Annotated in this window: 17 protein-coding genes; 9 read left to right on the top strand and 8 right to left on the bottom strand. The window is 66.3% G+C overall.

Annotated features, from left to right (window positions below):
* Positions 1-55 precede the first annotated feature (55 nt).
* From nhaA to NUW51_RS08770, 3 genes are read left to right on the top strand one after another with little or no spacing between them, the layout of a single operon-like run.
* Positions 56-1,270, top strand: a complete 1,215-nt coding sequence (gene nhaA / locus NUW51_RS08780; RefSeq protein ID WP_265587145.1) for a Na+/H+ antiporter NhaA — start codon at positions 56-58, stop codon at positions 1,268-1,270.
* A complete protein-coding gene (locus tag NUW51_RS08775) occupies positions 1,263-2,309 on the top strand; it encodes a TerC family protein (protein ID WP_265587144.1) in 1,047 nt (348 codons plus the stop codon). The genes nhaA and NUW51_RS08775 overlap by 8 nt, the downstream gene beginning before the upstream one ends.
* Complete coding sequence (locus NUW51_RS08770; protein ID WP_265587143.1) at positions 2,306-3,043, top strand: carbonic anhydrase; 738 nt, start codon at positions 2,306-2,308, stop codon at positions 3,041-3,043. Before NUW51_RS08775 ends, NUW51_RS08770 begins: the two co-directional genes overlap by 4 nt.
* Positions 3,044-3,116: 73 nt before the next feature.
* Here NUW51_RS08770 and NUW51_RS08765 read toward each other — a convergent pair whose 3' ends face one another.
* The 6 genes from NUW51_RS08765 to NUW51_RS08740 form a co-directional block, all read right to left on the bottom strand.
* Positions 3,117-3,647 (bottom strand): DUF3617 domain-containing protein, encoded by a 531-nt coding sequence (locus NUW51_RS08765; RefSeq protein ID WP_265587142.1) that lies wholly within the window; start codon positions 3,645-3,647, stop codon positions 3,117-3,119.
* A 41-nt stretch (positions 3,648-3,688) separates the two neighbouring features.
* The gene (locus tag NUW51_RS08760; protein WP_265587141.1) at positions 3,689-4,243 is read right to left on the bottom strand and encodes a DUF3617 domain-containing protein; all 555 of its coding nucleotides are present in this window, start codon (positions 4,241-4,243) and stop codon (positions 3,689-3,691) included.
* Between the two features lie 85 nt (positions 4,244-4,328).
* Positions 4,329-4,628, bottom strand: coding sequence for an HNH endonuclease (locus NUW51_RS08755; RefSeq protein WP_265587140.1), 300 nt, complete (start codon positions 4,626-4,628; stop codon positions 4,329-4,331).
* A 7-nt stretch (positions 4,629-4,635) separates the two neighbouring features.
* Entirely contained in the window at positions 4,636-5,082 is a 447-nt protein-coding gene (locus tag NUW51_RS08750) for a DUF3617 domain-containing protein (RefSeq protein WP_265587139.1), read from the bottom strand.
* A 9-nt stretch (positions 5,083-5,091) separates the two neighbouring features.
* Positions 5,092-6,525, bottom strand: a complete 1,434-nt coding sequence (locus tag NUW51_RS08745; RefSeq protein WP_265587138.1) for a peptide MFS transporter — start codon at positions 6,523-6,525, stop codon at positions 5,092-5,094.
* Positions 6,522-7,883 (bottom strand): amidohydrolase, encoded by a 1,362-nt coding sequence (locus NUW51_RS08740; RefSeq protein WP_265587137.1) that lies wholly within the window; start codon positions 7,881-7,883, stop codon positions 6,522-6,524. The genes NUW51_RS08745 and NUW51_RS08740 overlap by 4 nt, the downstream gene beginning before the upstream one ends.
* 64 nt (positions 7,884-7,947) lie before the next feature.
* On the opposite strand from NUW51_RS08740, the gene uvrB reads away from it, so the two are divergent.
* The 4 genes from uvrB to NUW51_RS08720 all read left to right on the top strand — a co-directional run bounded on the left by uvrB (position 7,948) and on the right by NUW51_RS08720 (position 12,982).
* A complete protein-coding gene (gene uvrB / locus NUW51_RS08735; protein ID WP_265587136.1) occupies positions 7,948-10,143 on the top strand; it encodes an excinuclease ABC subunit UvrB in 2,196 nt (731 codons plus the stop codon).
* Positions 10,144-10,213: 70 nt separating this feature from the next.
* The gene (locus tag NUW51_RS08730) at positions 10,214-10,738 is read left to right on the top strand and encodes a CIA30 family protein (RefSeq protein ID WP_265587135.1); all 525 of its coding nucleotides are present in this window, start codon (positions 10,214-10,216) and stop codon (positions 10,736-10,738) included.
* Positions 10,739-10,874: 136 nt separating this feature from the next.
* Complete coding sequence (locus NUW51_RS08725) at positions 10,875-11,381, top strand: hypothetical protein (RefSeq protein WP_265587134.1); 507 nt, start codon at positions 10,875-10,877, stop codon at positions 11,379-11,381.
* A gap of 146 nt (positions 11,382-11,527) precedes the next feature.
* Complete coding sequence (locus NUW51_RS08720) at positions 11,528-12,982, top strand: amidohydrolase family protein (protein ID WP_265587133.1); 1,455 nt, start codon at positions 11,528-11,530, stop codon at positions 12,980-12,982.
* A gap of 63 nt (positions 12,983-13,045) precedes the next feature.
* Here the strand turns inward: NUW51_RS08720 and NUW51_RS08715 are convergent, their stop codons facing one another.
* A complete protein-coding gene (locus tag NUW51_RS08715) occupies positions 13,046-13,528 on the bottom strand; it encodes a hypothetical protein (RefSeq protein WP_265587132.1) in 483 nt (160 codons plus the stop codon).
* A gap of 75 nt (positions 13,529-13,603) precedes the next feature.
* Positions 13,604-15,127 carry a TIGR00341 family protein gene (locus NUW51_RS08710; protein ID WP_265587131.1) on the bottom strand — a complete coding sequence of 508 codons (1,524 nt, stop codon included), beginning with the start codon at positions 15,125-15,127 and terminating at the stop codon, positions 13,604-13,606.
* A gap of 168 nt (positions 15,128-15,295) precedes the next feature.
* Between NUW51_RS08710 and NUW51_RS08705 the strand changes: the two genes are divergently transcribed.
* Together NUW51_RS08705 and NUW51_RS08700 are read left to right on the top strand one after the other, a co-directional pair.
* Positions 15,296-16,654: a hypothetical protein gene (locus NUW51_RS08705; protein ID WP_265587130.1), complete on the top strand. Its 1,359-nt coding sequence runs from the start codon at positions 15,296-15,298 to the stop codon at positions 16,652-16,654.
* Positions 16,655-16,709: 55 nt separating this feature from the next.
* Positions 16,710-17,312 (top strand): hypothetical protein, encoded by a 603-nt coding sequence (locus NUW51_RS08700; RefSeq protein ID WP_265587129.1) that lies wholly within the window; start codon positions 16,710-16,712, stop codon positions 17,310-17,312.
* Positions 17,313-17,335 lie beyond the last annotated feature (23 nt).

The following is a 17,335-nucleotide window of genomic DNA, read 5'->3' as shown; positions in this document are numbered from 1 at the left end:
CGGGAGTGAACTTTCACTCCCGCCCGCGATTGAACCGCACAACAGGGAAAAATTCATGATCACAACCATCGCGCCGGCGCTGCGCGACTTCCTGCAAAAAGAAAGCGCGGGCGGCATCCTGTTGATGGTTGCCGCCGCGCTGGCAGTGGTGGTCGCCAATTCGCCGCTCGCCCCGCTTTACCGCGATTGGCTGGCCCTGCCCGTCGTCGCCGGGATCGGTGGCGCGGTGATGGACAAGCCGTTGCTGTTGTGGATCAATGACGGGTTGATGGCGGTCTTCTTTTTCCTCGTCGGCCTCGAGGTGAAGCGCGAAGTACTGACCGGCCAGCTGTCGAGTTGGCGCAAGGCCAGCCTGCCGCTGATCATGGCGGTGGGCGGCATGGCGCTGCCCGCGATCATTTTCGCCGCGATCAACTGGGGCGATGCGCAGGCGCTGCGCGGCGGGGCGATCCCGGCGGCGACCGACATCGCCTTTGCGCTGGGCGTGCTCGCGCTCTTGGGCAGCCGGGTGCCGGTGGCGTTGAAAGCCTTGTTGCTCGCGGTCGCGGTGATCGACGATATCGGTGCCATCGCGGTGATCGCGCTTTTCTATACCGACAGCGTGGCAAGCGACATGCTGATCGGTGCCGCCATCACGCTGGGCGCCCTGATCGCGCTCAACCGCGCGCGGGTCGCCGACAGCTGGCCCTATGTCGTGCTGAGCATCGTCCTGTGGGTCTTCGTGCTGAAGTCCGGCGTGCATGCGACGCTCGCCGGCGTGGCCGCCGCGATGACGGTACCGCTGGCTGCGCGGGGGCAGGAACCGCTCGTCCGCATGGAGCATGCGCTCCATTATTATGTCGCCTTCCTCATCATCCCCCTCTTCGGTTTTGCCAATGCGGGGGTGAGCCTTGCGGGCATCTCGTTGAGCGATCTTGTCGCCCCGCTGCCGCTCGGGATCGCGCTGGGGCTGCTGCTGGGCAAGCAGATCGGCATTTTCGGCTTCGGCTGGCTGGCGGTGAAGAGCGGGATGACGCAATTGCCCGAAGGGCTCAGCTGGCGCCAGCTGCACGCGATGAGCCTGCTCGCCGCGATCGGCTTCACGATGAGCCTGTTCATCGGCAATCTCGCCTTTGCCGATGCGGCGCTGGTCAACCAGGTGAAACTGGGCGTGCTGTCGGGCTCGCTGGTGGCGGCGGTCGCGGGCTATCTGCTGTTGAAGGCGAGCCTTCCGGAAGCGGTCGTCACCGACGAGGACGCGGCAGGCAAAAAGGCCCCGGCGCATGGTTGAATTCTTCTTGACCGACTGGCTCGGGACCCCGGCCTGGTTCTGGGCTGCCTTCCTGCTCATCGTCATCGTGCTGACGGCGTTCGACCTCGGTGTGCTGCACAAGGAAGATCGCGAGCTCGGCATCGGCGAAAGCCTCAAGCTCAGCGCGTTCTACATCGGCGTGGCGATATTGTTTGGCGCGTGGGTATGGACGGCGCGCGGCGCGCAGGCCGGCATGGAATATTACACCGGCTTCTTCATCGAGAAGGCGCTTTCCATCGACAATGTCTTCGTGATCAGCCTGATCTTCAGCTATTTCGCGATCCCCCGAAAATATCAGTATCGCGCGCTGTTGTGGGGCATCATGGCGGTGATCGTGCTGCGCGGCCTGATGATCGCGGGCGGGGCGGCGCTGCTCAGCCAGGCCTATTGGGTGCTCTACCTCTTCGCCGCCTTCCTGATCGTGACGGGGGTGAAAATGTTCTTCGCGGGCGACGAGGCGCCCGACATCGCCAACAATCCGGTGGTGCGCTTCATCTCGACCCATATGCCGGTCACCAAGGAGCTGCACGGGCAGCGCTTCCTCGTGAAGGTCAAGGACGAGGAGACGGGGCGGATGGTGCGCGCGGCGACGCCGCTGTTGCTGGCGCTTGTCGTCATCAACATTGCCGATCTCGTCTTCGCGCTGGACAGCGTGCCGGCGATCTTCGCGATCACGACCGATACGTTCATCGTCTATACGAGCAACATCTTCGCGATCCTGGGCTTGCGCGCGCTCTATTTCGCGCTCGCCGCGATGATCCACCGTTTCCATTATCTCAAATATGCGCTGGCCGCCGTGCTGGTCTTTATCGGGTCCAAGATCTTCGTCGCCGATTTCCTCATGGACGGCGGCAAGATCCCGGCGTGGATCAGCCTCGGGGTGACCTTCGGGCTGATCGCGGCGGGTATCATCTATTCGCTGTTGAAGACCCACGGCGAACCCGAGCCCGAATGGCCAGCCGAACCGGACGCCGGGGGGCGTGACTATGCAAACATTCAACAGGAGACCAAAGTATGACGATCAGGTTCATGGGCGCGCTTGCCGCCTGCACGATGATGGCCGCGCCGGCGATGGCGCAGGACAAGGATTGGAATTTCGGTGACGGGGTGAGCCCCGAGCGCTGGAGCCAGATCAGCACCGATTATGCGCAGTGCGACGCGGGCATGATGCAGTCGCCGATCGACCTTGGCGGCGCGAATACGCTGGCGCATGTGAAGGTGGACCTCAACTTCGGCACCGCCAATGGCGCGATGGCGGTGAGCGAGGAGAAGGTACAGGTCGATTTCACGCCCGGGCAGGGTTTCGGGATGATGAGCCACGAGCTCGGCCTCAACCTCCTCCAGGTGCATTTCCACACGCCCGCCGAACATGCCTTCGACGGAGCGCGTTATCCGCTGGTGGCGCATTTCGTCCATGCGACCGACGATGGCAAGCTGGGCGTGCTCGGCGTGATGTTCGCTGAAGGGCCGGCCAACCCTGAGTTGCAGAAGATCGTCGATGGCGTGGCGCGCGGGTCGGGCGCGGGGCTGAGCCTCGAGCTCGGTGCCTTGGTGCCCGAGGAATTGCACGTCTATCGCTACATGGGCTCGCTGACGACGCCGCCATGCTCGGAAGGCGTCAACTGGCACGTCGCCGACGTGCCGCTGACGGCGAGCGCGGAGCAAATCGCGGCGATGGAAGCGGCGCTGGGGCCGAGCGCGCGTTCGATCCAGCCGCAGAACGGACGACTGGTGACGCAGCCGCTGCGCTAGGGCCGGTTCAGGCAAAAAAGAAGGGCGGCGTCTCCGGGTGGAGGCGCCGCCCTTTCTTGTCACGACCGTCGGCTTATTCGGCGACCTCGGCCTCGAGGTCGGCATCGGCCTCGGCCTCGGTGCAGTCGCCGGTGCGGCGGCCCGAGAGGGTGCGGGTCATCGAATAATCGCCCTCGCCCGAGAAATAGGTGATGGTCGAGACGGTGCCATCGACGCCTTCCTCGGTGAATTCGGCGTCGACGTTGACGCGGATCTGGCCGCCCTGGCCTTCGCGCTGGCAGACGAGATCCTGCTTGATGCGGCCGCGGCGCACATAGGGGTTCTCGATGGTGCAATCATCGCCATCCTCGCCGAAGGCGGCGGCGGGGAGCAGCCCGTCCTCGCCGACGCAGATGTTGGCGGTGGTCTTGCTGCCCATCTCGGCGCTGGTCGCGGGATCGGTGCCGTCGGTGGAATTGAGCGCGGTGACTTCGCTGGTGATCTCGAAATTGCCCGGGAGCATGGCGTCGACCGGCGCGGCGGCCTCTTCCTCGGGCGCGGCGTCGCCGCCGCAGGCGACGAGGCCGAGCGCGAGGGCGCTGGTGGCGAGAATGCGTGCTTTCATGATGGTCCCCTCCTGTTGGATCCGTCGGTTGGCGGGTGGCTTCACGCCGCCTCGCCGGTGCAGTCGCCGACCCGTTCGGCGCTGACGTTCATCGTCATGGTCATGCCGCCCTGGTCCTCGGACGTGGCGCGCATGGTGAGATCGTAGGCGTCCTCGCCATATTGGCCGGTCATCTCCATGACCTGGGTGACGCCGTCCATGTTGCAGGTCATCTGCGCATCGATCTTGCCGCCCTTCAGCGAGAAGCGGTCATAGGCGCAGTCGTTATCCTCGCCCGCGAAGAAGCGTTCGTCGGGCTGTTCGACGTCCTCGGGCGTGAGGCAGGTGGAGAAGGTGCGATTGCCCATCATGTCCTGCATCATGGCGGCCATGTCGTCGGTCATGCCGGGCATCTTCACATCCTCGATGGTGATGCGGCTCTGCCATTCGCCGGCGCTCATGAAGCTGCCCTCGGTCATGGCGTCGCCGAGCTGGGCCTCGACCTCCTCGGCCGAAATCTTGCCGTCGCCGTCGGTGTCGCGCACCTCGCCGTCATTGCCGCCGCAGGCCGCGAGGCCGCCGACGAGGACAAGGGTGAAAAGGGCCGTGTGACGCATGGACTGGTCTCCCCGTGATTGGAGAGGCAGGTTGGACGGGGCGGGGCCGCTTGGCAAGGGGGCGCGCGGCGGATGGCGGCTTTCCCTAGCGGCGGCGGCTGGCGGGGCGGCGCGTGGGGGCGTGGAAATCGGGGTCCTTGCCTGCGATCCAGCCGAGGAAGGCGGCGAGGGCGGGATGCGCGCGCAGGGCGGGGGCGTCGTCGCCGATCAACGCGAGCGCCTTATTGTCGAGCGCGGCATGGAGCGAGCGGTGGCAGATGGGGTGGACGGGGCGCGTTTCCTTGCCACCGCGCGACTTGGGCACGGGGTGATGCTGTTCGACGCGGGCGCCGAGCGGGCGTTCGCACAGCCAGCAGGCGGCAGACGAAAGGTCGCAGGCGGGCATCGCCGCGCTAGCAGCGGCCCTTGCGGGTGCCGACATGGGCGGCGGTGACGTCGACGGTGCCGAGGCGGCCCGTGAGCGTCATCTTGTTGGTGGCGCGAAAGCCGGTGCCCGAATGGGTGCCCGACAGGTCGAGCGTCATGTCGCCCTTGTCGGAAGTGCAGCGGCCCTTCACGCGCATTGCGCCGCCCGCAAAGCGCGCCTCGCTGAACGAGCAGCGGGCTTCTTCCTGGACGAGGAGGCGTTCGAACTGGCCGCGGGCCTGCGCGGGCGTGAGGCAGCGTTCATAGGTTTCGACCCGGCCCTCGACCATGCGGCGCACGAGCGCGGGGACGTTCTGGCTGTCGACCGAGACGACGCGCGCCTCGACCGTCCACAGGCCCGGCTGGGGCGTGGGCGCGGCGGCAGCGAGCGGCGCGGCGAGCGCGGCGGCGGCAAGGAGGGGTAGGGTACGCATGGGTAATGGTTATGGCGCGGCGGGGCTGAATGCGGGCTGAGCGGCGGCGGCGGCCTGTTCCTCGTCGAGCGCGTCGAGGCGTCGGTCGATGCGGCGTCCGAAGAGGAAGACCAGCAGCGCGCCGGTGAGCGAGATGACCGCCATCATCGCAAAGAAGCCCGCGGGGCCGAGCGGCTCGTAGAAGCGGGCGAGGAAACCGGCGACGATGTTGGAGACGAAGGCGACGAGATAGGCCGCCGCCATCATCCGCGCATTGATGGCGCGGGGGGCGCGGCGCGACACCATCGCGAGCATCGTCGGCCAGACGTACATGAAGCTGGTGCCCGAGAGGAAGAAGGCGATGAGGGGAAAAAGGATTGAGGCCTTGCCGTCATCGCCTGCAAGCGCCGCGCCGAGGCCGAGCGTGCCGATCGACAGCGCCATGATGACCGAGCCGGTGGCGATCTTCTCGAAGTCGCCGACCGGGCGGCCGCGCTTTTCGCGGGACGACCACAGGCCCAGCAGGATGGGGACGACGACGACCGAGGCGAAGCTGTCCTCCGAGCCGAACCAGGGGACGGGCACGGTGCCGAAAGAGGTGTCGAGCGCCACGCCTTCGGCGACCCAGAGGAGGCCGACGTTAAACATCTGGTCGAAGGCGAGCGACCAGAAGAGGGCGATCGCGAGGATGAGGAGGACGAAGCCGAGCGTCGTGCGCTCGCTGGTGCTGAGCGCGGGGGTGCCGTCGCCGCTGCGGTGGATGCGATCCTCGGCGAAGTGGGGCAGGCCAAGGATATAGGCGATCCCGGCGAGCGCCATGACGCCGCCCGCCGTGCCGAAACCCGCGTGCCAGCCGTAGCGCTGGGCGAGCCAGCCGCACACCAGCGGGCCGATGATGGCGCCGATGTTGATGCCGGTGGAGAAGATGGTGAAGCCCTTGGAGCGGCGGGCCTCGTCGCGCTGCGGATAGAGGTGGCCGACCTGGGCGGCGACATTGCCCTTCAACGCGCCCGAGCCGAGGACGAGGAAAAGGAGGGCGAGGAGGAAGCTTTCCTCCCACACCATGAGGATATGGCCCGCGCCCATCAGCGCGATGCCGATCATCACGGTTGTCTTGGCGCCGAGCCAGCGGTCGGCGAGCCAGCCGCCGATCAGCGGGGTGAAATAGACGAAGCCCGCGTAGAGGCCGAACAGTTGGGAGGCGAAGGCCTGGTCGGACAGGGTGCCGAAGATGCTCTCGATGAAGGGCCTGAACCAGTCCATGCCCGCGACATTCTCGACATGACCGGGCAAGAGCAGTTCCTGCACCATGTAGAGGATGAGCAGCGTGCGCATGCCGTAGAAAGAAAAGCGCTCCCACGCCTCGGTGGCGGCGAGGAAATAGACGCCCTTGGGATGGCCCCACAGGTCGGCGCTTTCAAGGCGGCGGATGGCAGCGACTTCAGCGGGATCGGGATCGGTCATCGAGCGGTCTCCGCATCAGGGCCGAGCAGGGTGAGGACGCCCATCACCATCGCCTCGGTGCCGAGCAGGATCGAGCCGCGCGGGTCGACCTTGAAGAAGGGCGAATGGTGCGAGGGGATGGCGGGGCCGGTGCCGGCCTCGGCGGCTTCCCATGCATCGCGCGGGGTGCCGCCCACGACCATGTACATGCCGGGCACCTCGGTGTTGGGGGCGACGAAATAGGCGAAGTCCTCGGCCCCCATGCCGTCCTGCTCCTCGAAGGTCTGGAGCGTGTCCTCGCCGAAATGGGCGCGGAAGGCGGGGGTGAGGCGCGCGGCGAGCGCGTCGTCGTTGATCGTGACGGGCGTGCTCTCGAAGCCGACGCGGACCTCGGGCCACTGGTCTTCGGGCAGGCCGTTCATCTGTCCGACGCTGGCGGCGATGCGGCGGATACCGTCGAGCAGTTTCTCGCGAACCTCATTGTCGTTCGAGCGCACGGTGAGCTGGAGCTCGGCGCGGTCGGAAATGATGTTGTGCTTGAAGCCCGAATGGAAGCTGCCGACGGTGACGACGCCTGCCTCCAAGGGGGAGAGGGTGCGGCTGACGAGGGTCTGCAGCGACATGATGATCTGTGCGCCCATGACGATGGGATCGACCCCCTTGTGCGGGGCGGCGCCATGCGCGCCGACGCCATGGATGGTGATGTCGACCGAGTCGGAGGAGGAAGCGCTGAGGCCCGGCGCCATGATCAGGCGCCCGACGGGTTCGCTGGCGCTGGTATGGAAGGCGATGGCGTAATCGGGGGTGCCGAAGCGGTCGTAGAGCCCATCCTCCATCATCGCCTTGGCGCCGCCGATCCGCTCCTCGGCGGGCTGGGCGATGAACATGACGGTGCCCGACCATCGGTCCTTCATCGCGGCGAGCTGGCGCGCGGCACCGATCAGCGCGGTAATATGGGTGTCGTGGCCGCAGGCGTGCATGACGGGCTTGTCGACGCCGTCCAGATCGACCTGGCGCGCGGTCGAGGCATAGGCAAGGCCGCTATCCTCCTCGACCGGCAGGCCGTCCATGTCGGCGCGCACGAGGATCGTCGGCCCCTCGCCGTTGCGCAGCAGCCCGACGACGCCGGTCTGGCCGACGCCCTCGGTGACCTCGGCGCCAACGTCGCGCAGCTGTTCGGCGATGATGGCGGCGGTGCGGCTCTCGCGGAAGGAGAGTTCGGGATTGCGGTGAAAGTCGAGGAACATCTCCTCGAGGCTGGTTTCATATTGCGCCTCGATGGCGGCGCGCAGCGGGCGGGGGTTGTTGTCCTGCGCCTGAGCGGGCGCGGTGAGCATCATGGCCAAGAGGCTGGTCCCCAGAAACACTCGCTTGGTCATGCTTGCCCCCTTTTTGGCTGCCGCCACGTTGTCCAACGACAATATCCTGACCATATCGGCGGCCATGGCAATCCAAATCCGTACATCGCTGGCAGAGCCCGAAACGGGCGACGAGTTCAAACCGCACCGCCCGGCGCGGCCCGAGAAGGCCGAGGGCGGGAGGAAGTTCGTCCTGAAATCGGATTACGAGCCGGCGGGCGACCAGCCGACCGCGATCAAGGAATTGACCGAGGGCGTGCGCGATCATGGCGAGAACAGCCAGGTGCTCCTCGGCGTCACGGGATCGGGCAAGACCTTCACCATGGCCAAGGTTATCGAGACGTTGCAGCGCCCCGCGCTGATCCTCGCGCCCAACAAGATCCTCGCCGCGCAGCTCTATGGCGAGTTCAAGAGCTTCTTTCCCGACAATGCGGTCGAATATTTCGTCAGCTATTACGACTATTACCAGCCCGAGGCCTATGTGCCGCGGACCGATACGTACATCGAGAAGGAAAGCTCGGTGAACGAGGCGATCGACCGGATGCGGCACTCGGCCACCCGGTCGCTGCTCGAGCGCGACGACGTTATCATCGTCGCCTCGGTCAGTTGCCTTTACGGTATCGGGTCGGTCGAGACCTATTCGGCGATGACCTTTTCGCTGAAGAAGGACCAGAGCGTCGACCAGCGCGAGATCATCAGGAAGCTGGTGGCGCTGCAGTATAAGCGCAACGACAGTAATTTCGCGCGCGGCAGCTTCCGGGTGCGCGGCGACAATCTGGAGATCTTCCCCTCGCACTATGAGGATATGGCGTGGCGGGTGAGCTTCTTTGGCGACGATATCGAGGAAATCCTCGAGTTCGATCCGCTGACGGGCAAGCCGGGGGCGAAACTCGACCGGGTGAAGATTTACGCCAATTCGCACTATGTGACGCCGGGGCCGACGCTCGAACAGGCGCGCCATGCGATCAAGCATGAGCTGGAGGAGCGGCTCAAAGAGCTGGTGGCGGAGGGCAAGTTGCTCGAGGCGCAGCGGCTGGAGCAGCGGACGAACTTCGACCTCGAGATGATCGCGGCGACCGGCAGCTGCGCAGGCATCGAGAATTATTCGCGCTTCCTCACCGGGCGGCTCCCGGGCGAGCCGCCGCCCACCCTGTTCGAATATCTGCCCGACAATGCGCTTCTGTTCGTTGATGAAAGCCACCAGACGGTGCCGCAGATCGGCGCGATGGCGCGGGGGGACCATCGGCGAAAGATCACGCTGGCGGAACATGGTTTCCGGCTGCCGAGCTGTATCGACAACAGGCCGCTCAGGTTCAACGAATGGGACGCGATGCGCCCGCAATCGATGTTCGTCTCTGCGACCCCGGGGCCGTGGGAGATGGAGGAGACGGGGGGCGTCTTTTCCGAGCAGGTCATTCGCCCGACGGGGCTGATCGATCCGCCAGTCGACATCCGCCCGGTCGAGGACCAGGTCGACGATCTGGTCAACGAGGCGCGCAAGGTGGCGGCTGCGGGTTATCGGACGCTGGTCACGACGCTGACCAAGCGGATGGCCGAGGACCTCACCGAATATATGCACGAGCAGGGCCTCAAGGTGCGTTACATGCATTCGGACGTCGAGACGCTGGAGAGGATCGAGCTGATCCGCGACTTGCGCGTCGGGGTCTATGACGTGCTGGTCGGCATCAACCTGTTGCGCGAGGGGCTCGATATTCCCGAATGCGGGCTGGTCGCGATTTTGGATGCCGACAAGGAAGGGTTCCTGCGCTCCGAGACGTCGCTGATCCAGACGATCGGGCGCGCGGCGCGTAACGTCGATGGGCGGGTGATCCTCTATGCCGACCGGGTGACGGGCTCGATGGAGCGCGCGCTTAACGAGACGCAGCGGCGGCGCGAGAAACAGGTCGCCTATAACAAGGAGCATGGCATCACGCCGCAATCGACCAAGCGCGCGGTCGAGGATCTCTTGAAGGACGTCAAGGAAGCGGTGGCGGGCGGCGCCGATCATCCGCAGGCCAAGGCGCCGCCGATGGCGGGGCACAATCTGCGCGCCTATATCGGCGAGCTGGAAGAGAAAATGCGCAAGGCCGCCGCCGATCTCGAATTCGAGGAAGCGGCGCGGCTGCGCGACGAGATCAGGAAGCTCGAGGAGGACGAACTCGGCATTCCCGAGGCCGAACGTGCCGCGCCCAAGGTGGGCTATTCGAACGCGGGGCGGCCGGGCACGCGCAAGACGCGCTTTGGCAAGACGCGGGCGAAAAGGATGGGGGGACGGCCTTAAGGGCGGCTGGCGGCGCGGCGTGGCGACACGCTAGGAGGGTCGATGTCCGGGGGGATGAAGGAGTGACCGCATGGAGTTCGTCCTCGCCATGAGCCTTGCCATGTCCGCTGGCGAGTGCCGCACCATCGCCGACTTTTCCGATCCCGTCGAGCGCGCGCGCTGGGAGGTGGTCAATGACGGGGTAATGGGCGGGCTGTCGCGCGGGCGCCTGTCGGATGGCGATGGGGTGATGACCTTCTCGGGCGAGATCGTGACCGATGGCGGGGGCTTTTCCTCGATCAGGCGGGCGCTGTCGCCCAGTGATCTTGCAGGGGCCGACCGGGTCGTCGTGCAGATGCGCGGCGATGGGCGGGCCTATGAACTGACCCTGCGGTCGGACCAGCGCTGGCGTGGGCGGCGGGTGGCTTGGCGTGGCGCCATTGAAGCCGGTGAAGCGGTTCCGTTCGATGCGCTGTCGCCCTCGCTGTTCGGGCAGGCGCTGGGAGGGGCGGCGTTCGATGCGGCAAGCGCGCACAGCATCGGAATCATCCTTGCCGATGGACGCGACGGGTCGTTTCGCTTGGAGCTAGAGGCGATCCTTGCCTGTCGCGGATGAGGACCTGTTTTCGCGGCCTGGTATCGATGAAACGCCTTAACCCTATTTCTTATTAAACGGAAAATGACTGGCGATTTAGGCGGTGCTGGCGCTGGGACGGTTTCCAGCGGCTTTTGCGTTATTGGGGGGACTTCCAATGAAGAATTTCGTGATCATCGCCGCGGCGGTGAGCCTGACGGCTTGCGCCACGCACCCGGACAAGATTTCGGCGGCTTACGTGTCGCCGTTGAAGTATGAGACGTACAGCTGCCAGCAGCTTTCGGCCGAAATGTCGTCGGTCGAATATCGCACCAACACGCTTTATCACAACCTGAAGAAGCGCAACAACAACGACAAATGGGCGATGGGCGTTGGTGCCGTGCTGTTCGCCCCGGCGCTGTTGTTCATGAAGGGTAACAATGGGGCCCAGAACGCCGAATATGCGCAGCTGAAGGGCGAATATGAAGCGCTTCGCACCAACAGCGTGCAGCGCAACTGCGGCCTGACCTTCGCCGACGATCTCGACGAGCGGATCGACGAGGACTTCGTGCCGACCGACGCGCCGCAGAGCGACGTGATTTCGGGCACCGAAGCGCGCGATGCGCAGGAGCGTGCCGAAGCGCAGGCGCTCGAGGCCAATGTCTCGGAGTCGGGCGCCTACTAAGCGCCGCGCCTGAGGCGACAGGAGAGGGGTCGATGCGCATGCCCTGCGCATCGGCCCCTTTCTCTTGCCCGTTCGTCGAACCATGGTGGCAGGGCCGCGTCGGCTATGATCCACCGACGCGTCTTTACAACAGGGAGGGCGATGCGATGCATGACCATGATCTCGATCCTGAAGGGCGGCGGCTGCCGGTGCGGTTCGACGGGGCGTCGAACGGGGAGTTTTCGCCGATTCCGCCGAGCCGGCAGCAGCGCGCGGTCAATGCGCTGGCGCATGAGACGGCGGACATCCACAGCGCGAGGCTGAACACGAGCCGCCGGGCGTTCCTTGCCTCGACCATGGGCGCGGCAGGGGTGCTGAGCGCGTGCAACACGGTGCATGGCGAGGAGGGCGGACGCTTCAAGCTGGAAAAGGATGCCGCGCTCGATGAGGCAGCGGCGGACGCGACGCTCAGCGGGGACGAGTTCATCTGCGACGTGCAGATGCATTGCGTCGAGCCGAGCGGGGGCTGGATGGAAGGGCCCGACAGCGACCTGTGGCTGTCGGCCTTGAACGATGCTTTTCCGCAGCGGCTGAAATGCGATGCGAACTTCGACTGCTACTCGGCCGAGACGCTGGCCAAGGAGGTCTTCCTCGACAGCGACACCGATGCGGGCGTGATCAGCGCCCTGTGGGGCACCGACGAGACGAGCCCGACGCCGACGGCCTATGCCGCCGAGGCGCGCGACATCATCGACACGATCGACGGCGATGCGCATCGCTGCCTCATCCATGGCGGGGTGCTGGCCAACGAGCCGGGCGAGATCGAGGCGATGGACGCCAAGGCCAAGGTGCATGGCGTCAATGCGTGGAAGCTCTATCCGCAATATGGGATGAGCCAGGGCGGTTATATGCTCGACGACAGCCCGTTCGCCGAGGCGTTTTTCGACAAGGCGCGGAGCCTCGGTGTGAAGACGGTCGCGGTGCACAAGGGCATCTCGCTGTTCCGGCAGGACCCCGCCATGGCGACGCCGCGCGACATGGGGCCGGCGGCGCGGGCGAACCCTGATTTCACCTTCCTCACCTATCATTCGGGCTTCCAGCCGGGCGTGCCCGAGGGGCCCTATAACGAGGCCCAGCCCAATGGCGTCGATCGCCTGGTCCGCAGCCACCAGCAGGCGGGCTTCAAGCGCAACGAGGGCAATCTCTATGCCGAGATGGGGGCGACGTGGAAGATCCTGATGGGCCAGCCGATGCAGGCGGCCCATTATATCGGCAAATTGCTCAAATATTTCGGCGAGGATCGCATCCTGTGGGGGACCGATAGCCTGTGGTTCGGTAGCCCGCAGGACCAGATTCAAGCCTTCCGCGCCTTCGAGATTTCGGAGGAATTCCAGGAGCGCTACGGCTATCCGGCGCTGACCGACGAGGCCAAGCGCAAGATCTTCGGATTGAATGCCTCGCGGGTCTATGGTTTCGATCCGGCCAAGCTGGCCAAGGGCAAGTTCGACGCGCGGCGCGAGGCCTATGCGCAGGCGCGCAACCCGAGCTTCAGGAGCTATGGGCCGACAAGCCGGCAGGCGTTCCTCGAGATGCATGCCAGGACGCCGGGCGCGCCGGGATAGCGAAGATGAAGAAGGGGACGGCCTTGCGGGCGTCCCCTTCGCTTCATTGACGGTGGGCGGCGCCTAGCGCAGCCAGCCCTTGCGGCGCATCGAGATGGCGTAGGCGAGCAGCAGCACGCCGATCAGCATGATGACCCAGGGGAAGATGGCGAGCGCGCCCTCGGTGGTCCATTCGGGCGCATTGGTCATGGTCATCTGATAGACCATGCCGACGACCATGCCGAGAAGCGAGACGGCGAAGGCGTGGACGGCGAAGCGGTTGCGCATCAACAGCAGCACCGAACCGGCGATCGCGCCCCAGACGCCCAATGCCCAGAAGAATTCCATCCATGCGGGAAAGGCCTCGAGCATGGCGACGAGTTCGCGCGCGGCCTCGGGGCTGGGCGCCATGCCGCCAAGATATTCCATGTTGCGCGTCTGGCTCATGACATAGTCGTAGCCGCCAAAGCCGTTCCACAAGAGGCTGAGGATGCCGACGACCCACAGGTGCCAGGGCGTGGTCGGCGCTGCTGCGGTGTCGTTCGAGGTGACGATCGTTTCGGTCATGATGCTTCCCCCAGTTGAGGGCGCCATCTGTCGGGCGCCCGACGGTGAGGAAGGTGGCGAAAGCGCGGGGCCGCGTCAATCGTCGGTGGGCGCGGCACCCTTCCAGCGCAGCGTGAGGTTGCGGGCTTCGGGGTCGCTCCTGCGCTCGAGCGCGGTGTCGCCGAGTGCCTCGTCGAGCGCGTCCAGCGCGCCGTCGGGGCCGGTGGCGAGGAGGTCGAGGCCGAGGCGCTGCGCGGCCCAACCCACGTCGGCGAGCGCGGCGGGTGGGGCGTTGCCCTCCGCGTCGAGCGCGATGGGCTCGGGCGCGAGCAGCGGGGGCTGGAGGTCGATGCGCCATCCCGGCACGCGCTCCGCGATGCGGGTCTCGAAGGCACGATAGGCGCCATAGCCGGCGCCGGGGATGCGGCGGGCGCGGGCCTGGACGCGGCGATGCTCGCGGTCGACCAGCACGTCCTCGGGGTCGACGCCCGCGACGATCGAGACGATCTGGGTGAGGGTGTCGACCTGGCGCTGGACGGCCTCGGCGGCCTCGCGCCCGCGGGCTGCGGCAAGCGCGGCCTGCTGGGCGGCCTCGCCGCCGACATCGACCTGAAACTGCTCGATGTCGACGCGCACGGGGCGGGCGAGCGTGTCGGTCAAGGCACGCTCGGCGCGCGCCTCCGCTTCCCCGCGCAGGTCTGGGGTGAGGACGATGGCGGAAATGGCGAGCGGCTCGGCGTCCCAGTCGATGGTCAGCGTGTCGATGACGGCGCGGCTGTCGAATTCGCGGGCGAGCGCCTGGTTGATGGCGCGGGTGGACTGCGCCTCGAAGGCGATGTCGCGCAAGGACAGGGTGAGGGGCACGGCGAGGAGGAGGAGCGCGGCGATCATGACGAGCGACTGGACGAGCCCGCGCTTTTTCGAGAGCGAGGTACGAAAGCCGTAGAAGCGCGCCATGGCGGCGGCGGCGGCGGCGATGGTGACGAGGTTGGTGGTGAACAGCATGAGCGCGCCGCCGAACACGCTCCAGTCGAGGGTGGCGAGGCCAAAGCCGACGACGGCCAATGGCGGCATCAAGGCGACCGCGATGGCGACCCCGACGATGGTGCCCGAGCGGCCCTTGATCATGGCATAGGCGCCCGCGAGCGCGGAGAAGAGCGCGACGAAGAGGTCGAGCAGGGTGGGGCGGGTGCGCGCGGCGATCTCGCTGGTGATCTGCTGGATCGGGCTCAGGGCGGAGAGCAGGGCGGCGAAGAGGACGGCGGCAAGGACGCCGAAGAACAGGCCGCGCGCGCATTGGCGCATCCATTTGACGTCCCAGGTGGCGAGCGCGAAGCCCGCGCCAATGATCGGCCCCATGAGCGGAGACAGGAGCATCGCGCCGATGACCACGGCGGGCGAGGACATGATGAGCCCGAGGACCGCGATGCCCGCGGACATGGCGACCATGAAGATGTAGCGCGCATCGACCTGGCTCTCCTCGCGCAGCCGCTCCATCGCGGCTTCGTGATCGACGGTGCGGGTGAAGTGGCGGCGCCACTGACGCCGCAGGAGGGCGAGGATCTTGAGCTTGTCGTCGATCTCGATGGGTTTGGTCGCAGGGGAGGCGCTGTCGGTCATGGCGGCAGATGGGGAGCAAAGGGCGCGAAGATCAAGCCATTCTGTTGCGCCGAAGTCGCGAACATTGCTCTAATTTCGACGCCGCATTCTTGATGCTTGCGTCGCTGCAGCGCTCGCGACAACGTCCGGCAGGACGGAAAATGTGACGCGTTTGTGGGGAATTTTATCATGAAGAAGTTGATGCTGGCTGGCGCCGCGGCGCTGGCCCTGTCGGGCTGTGGTGGCGGTTCGGGCGGGAGCTCGGGCGGGGGTGGCACGCCGCCGACGGGCGGCGGTGGCGGCGCGCCGACGATCACGACCAATGGCAATATCAGCGTGGCCGAGGACAATATCGGTCCGGTCGAATTGTCGGCGAGCGTGGCGGGGGCGAGCTTCTCGCTGTCGGGCGGGGCCGACCAGGCGCTGTTCCGCCAGTCGGGCAATCGCTTCGAATTTCGCGCGCCGGTGAGCTTCGAGACGCCGCGCGATGCCAATGGCGACAATGTCTATGAGGTCGAACTGACCGTCACAGCCAATGGCCAGAGCGACAGCAAGCTGTTCAAGATCAGCGTGACCGACGCCAAGGAGGGGATCGATGCGGTGCGCGTGGCGAGCGGGCTGGGCCAGCTCGGCGTGGCGACGCGCAAGGGCTTCAACCAGGTCGTTGCGGTGCGCAGCGACATGAGCCTCGTGCAATATGACGTGACCACCAAGGCGGTGACCGAACTCGGCACGCCCAAGGGGCTGGGGACCGGGCATGACGCGATCCTTGCGCTCGGGCACATGGATTCGGGCGATGGCGATGAATGGCTGATCGCGGCCGATCGCATGGCCGGCGAGGTGGTGATCCTTTATTATGCCAACGGGCTCGACCAGGATCCGTTCGAGGTCGAGAATGTGCCCTTCACCGATCCGGGCGAGATCTGGGTCAGCATCTTCGGGCGCGATGTGGCGCTGGGCGACAATGGCTCGAAGGCGGCGGCCTATAGCGCCAGCGATCCGTTCGGCAACGTGCGCTATTTCACGCCCAACGGGTCGGGCGGAGGCAGCCTCAGTTTTTATGCGAACGGTTTCCACAAGCCGGTGCTGACGGGCGATTTCTGGGTCGATCTCAACGATAATGTGAACGAGTATAATTCTCCGGGCTCGAACCATTTCGGCTGGGGGCAGTTCGAAGGCGAGATGGCGACCGGCTGGACCCCGGACAGCCCGCAGGGCGTGACCTTCCCGATGTTCAAACAAGGGAGCGGGTCGGGTGCGCTCGAGAGCTTCCTCATCACCGGGGCGGCGTCGGTGAGCTATGTGACGAGCGACCTGTCGGACTATTTCGTCACGACGCGCGATGGCAAGATCTTCACCTATTCGACGATCTACGCACAGGAGTGGGGCCTGCCGGGCTGGGAACGGCGCGATGCGGACTTCGCGCCCGATGCGGGCAGCCTCGATGCGGTGGTGGCGAGCTTCCTCGTCGACGACCAGCCGGTCGGCGGCAGCATGCGCTTCCCGCTCATCGTCGATGCCGATGGCGAGATTTTCCTCGTTCGCTAGGAGCGGCCGGCATGGGGGTCTTGGCGAGGGCGGCGGGGCTGCCTAATTAGGGGATATGAAACAGATATCGCTCCTGATCGGCTCCGCCCTCCTCGTCACCGCCTGCGCGCGCACCGAACCGGTGAGCGAGGAGGAGTTGGACGAGGTGGTCGTCGAGACGCCCGCCCTTGGCGAGGGCGCGGACGACGACGGCCCGGCGGCGCTGCCCGCCGATGCCATGAGCTGGCAGATGGTCGAGGGCGCGGCGGTGCTGGGCAACGATCCCGCCAGCCCGGCGCTGAGCATCGCCTGCGGCGACAATGACGACGGCCTCGTGCTGACGCGCTATGGCGCGCCCGGCTCGGGCAGCGCGGGGACGCTGACGATCGTCGGTAACGGCACCTCGGCGCGCGTGCCGGTGGTCGCCGCCGAGGCGGGCGAGGAAGACCAGTTCAACTGGACGGCGACGCTGGCGCGGGGCGAGCTGGCGAGCAGCATCAGCACCGCCTTTGCGGCCGACGAGCCGGTCAACATCACCGCCACCGGGGTCGATCCGATCGTGGTGACGGCGGGTGGCGAGCTGCGCGGGCTGCTCGAGCGCTGTGTCGGCAGCGCCGAGGAGGAAAGCGAGATCGGCGATGCGCCGCTGATCGCCGAAGAGACGCCCGCCGCCGAGTAAATCGCGCGTCGCGAAACAAAGAA

Origin of the sequence: Sphingomicrobium arenosum (assembly GCF_026157085.1) — a bacterium.
Classification (GTDB): domain Bacteria; phylum Pseudomonadota; class Alphaproteobacteria; order Sphingomonadales; family Sphingomonadaceae; genus Sphingomicrobium; species Sphingomicrobium arenosum.
This window is presented reverse-complemented; position numbering and strand designations above follow the sequence as displayed.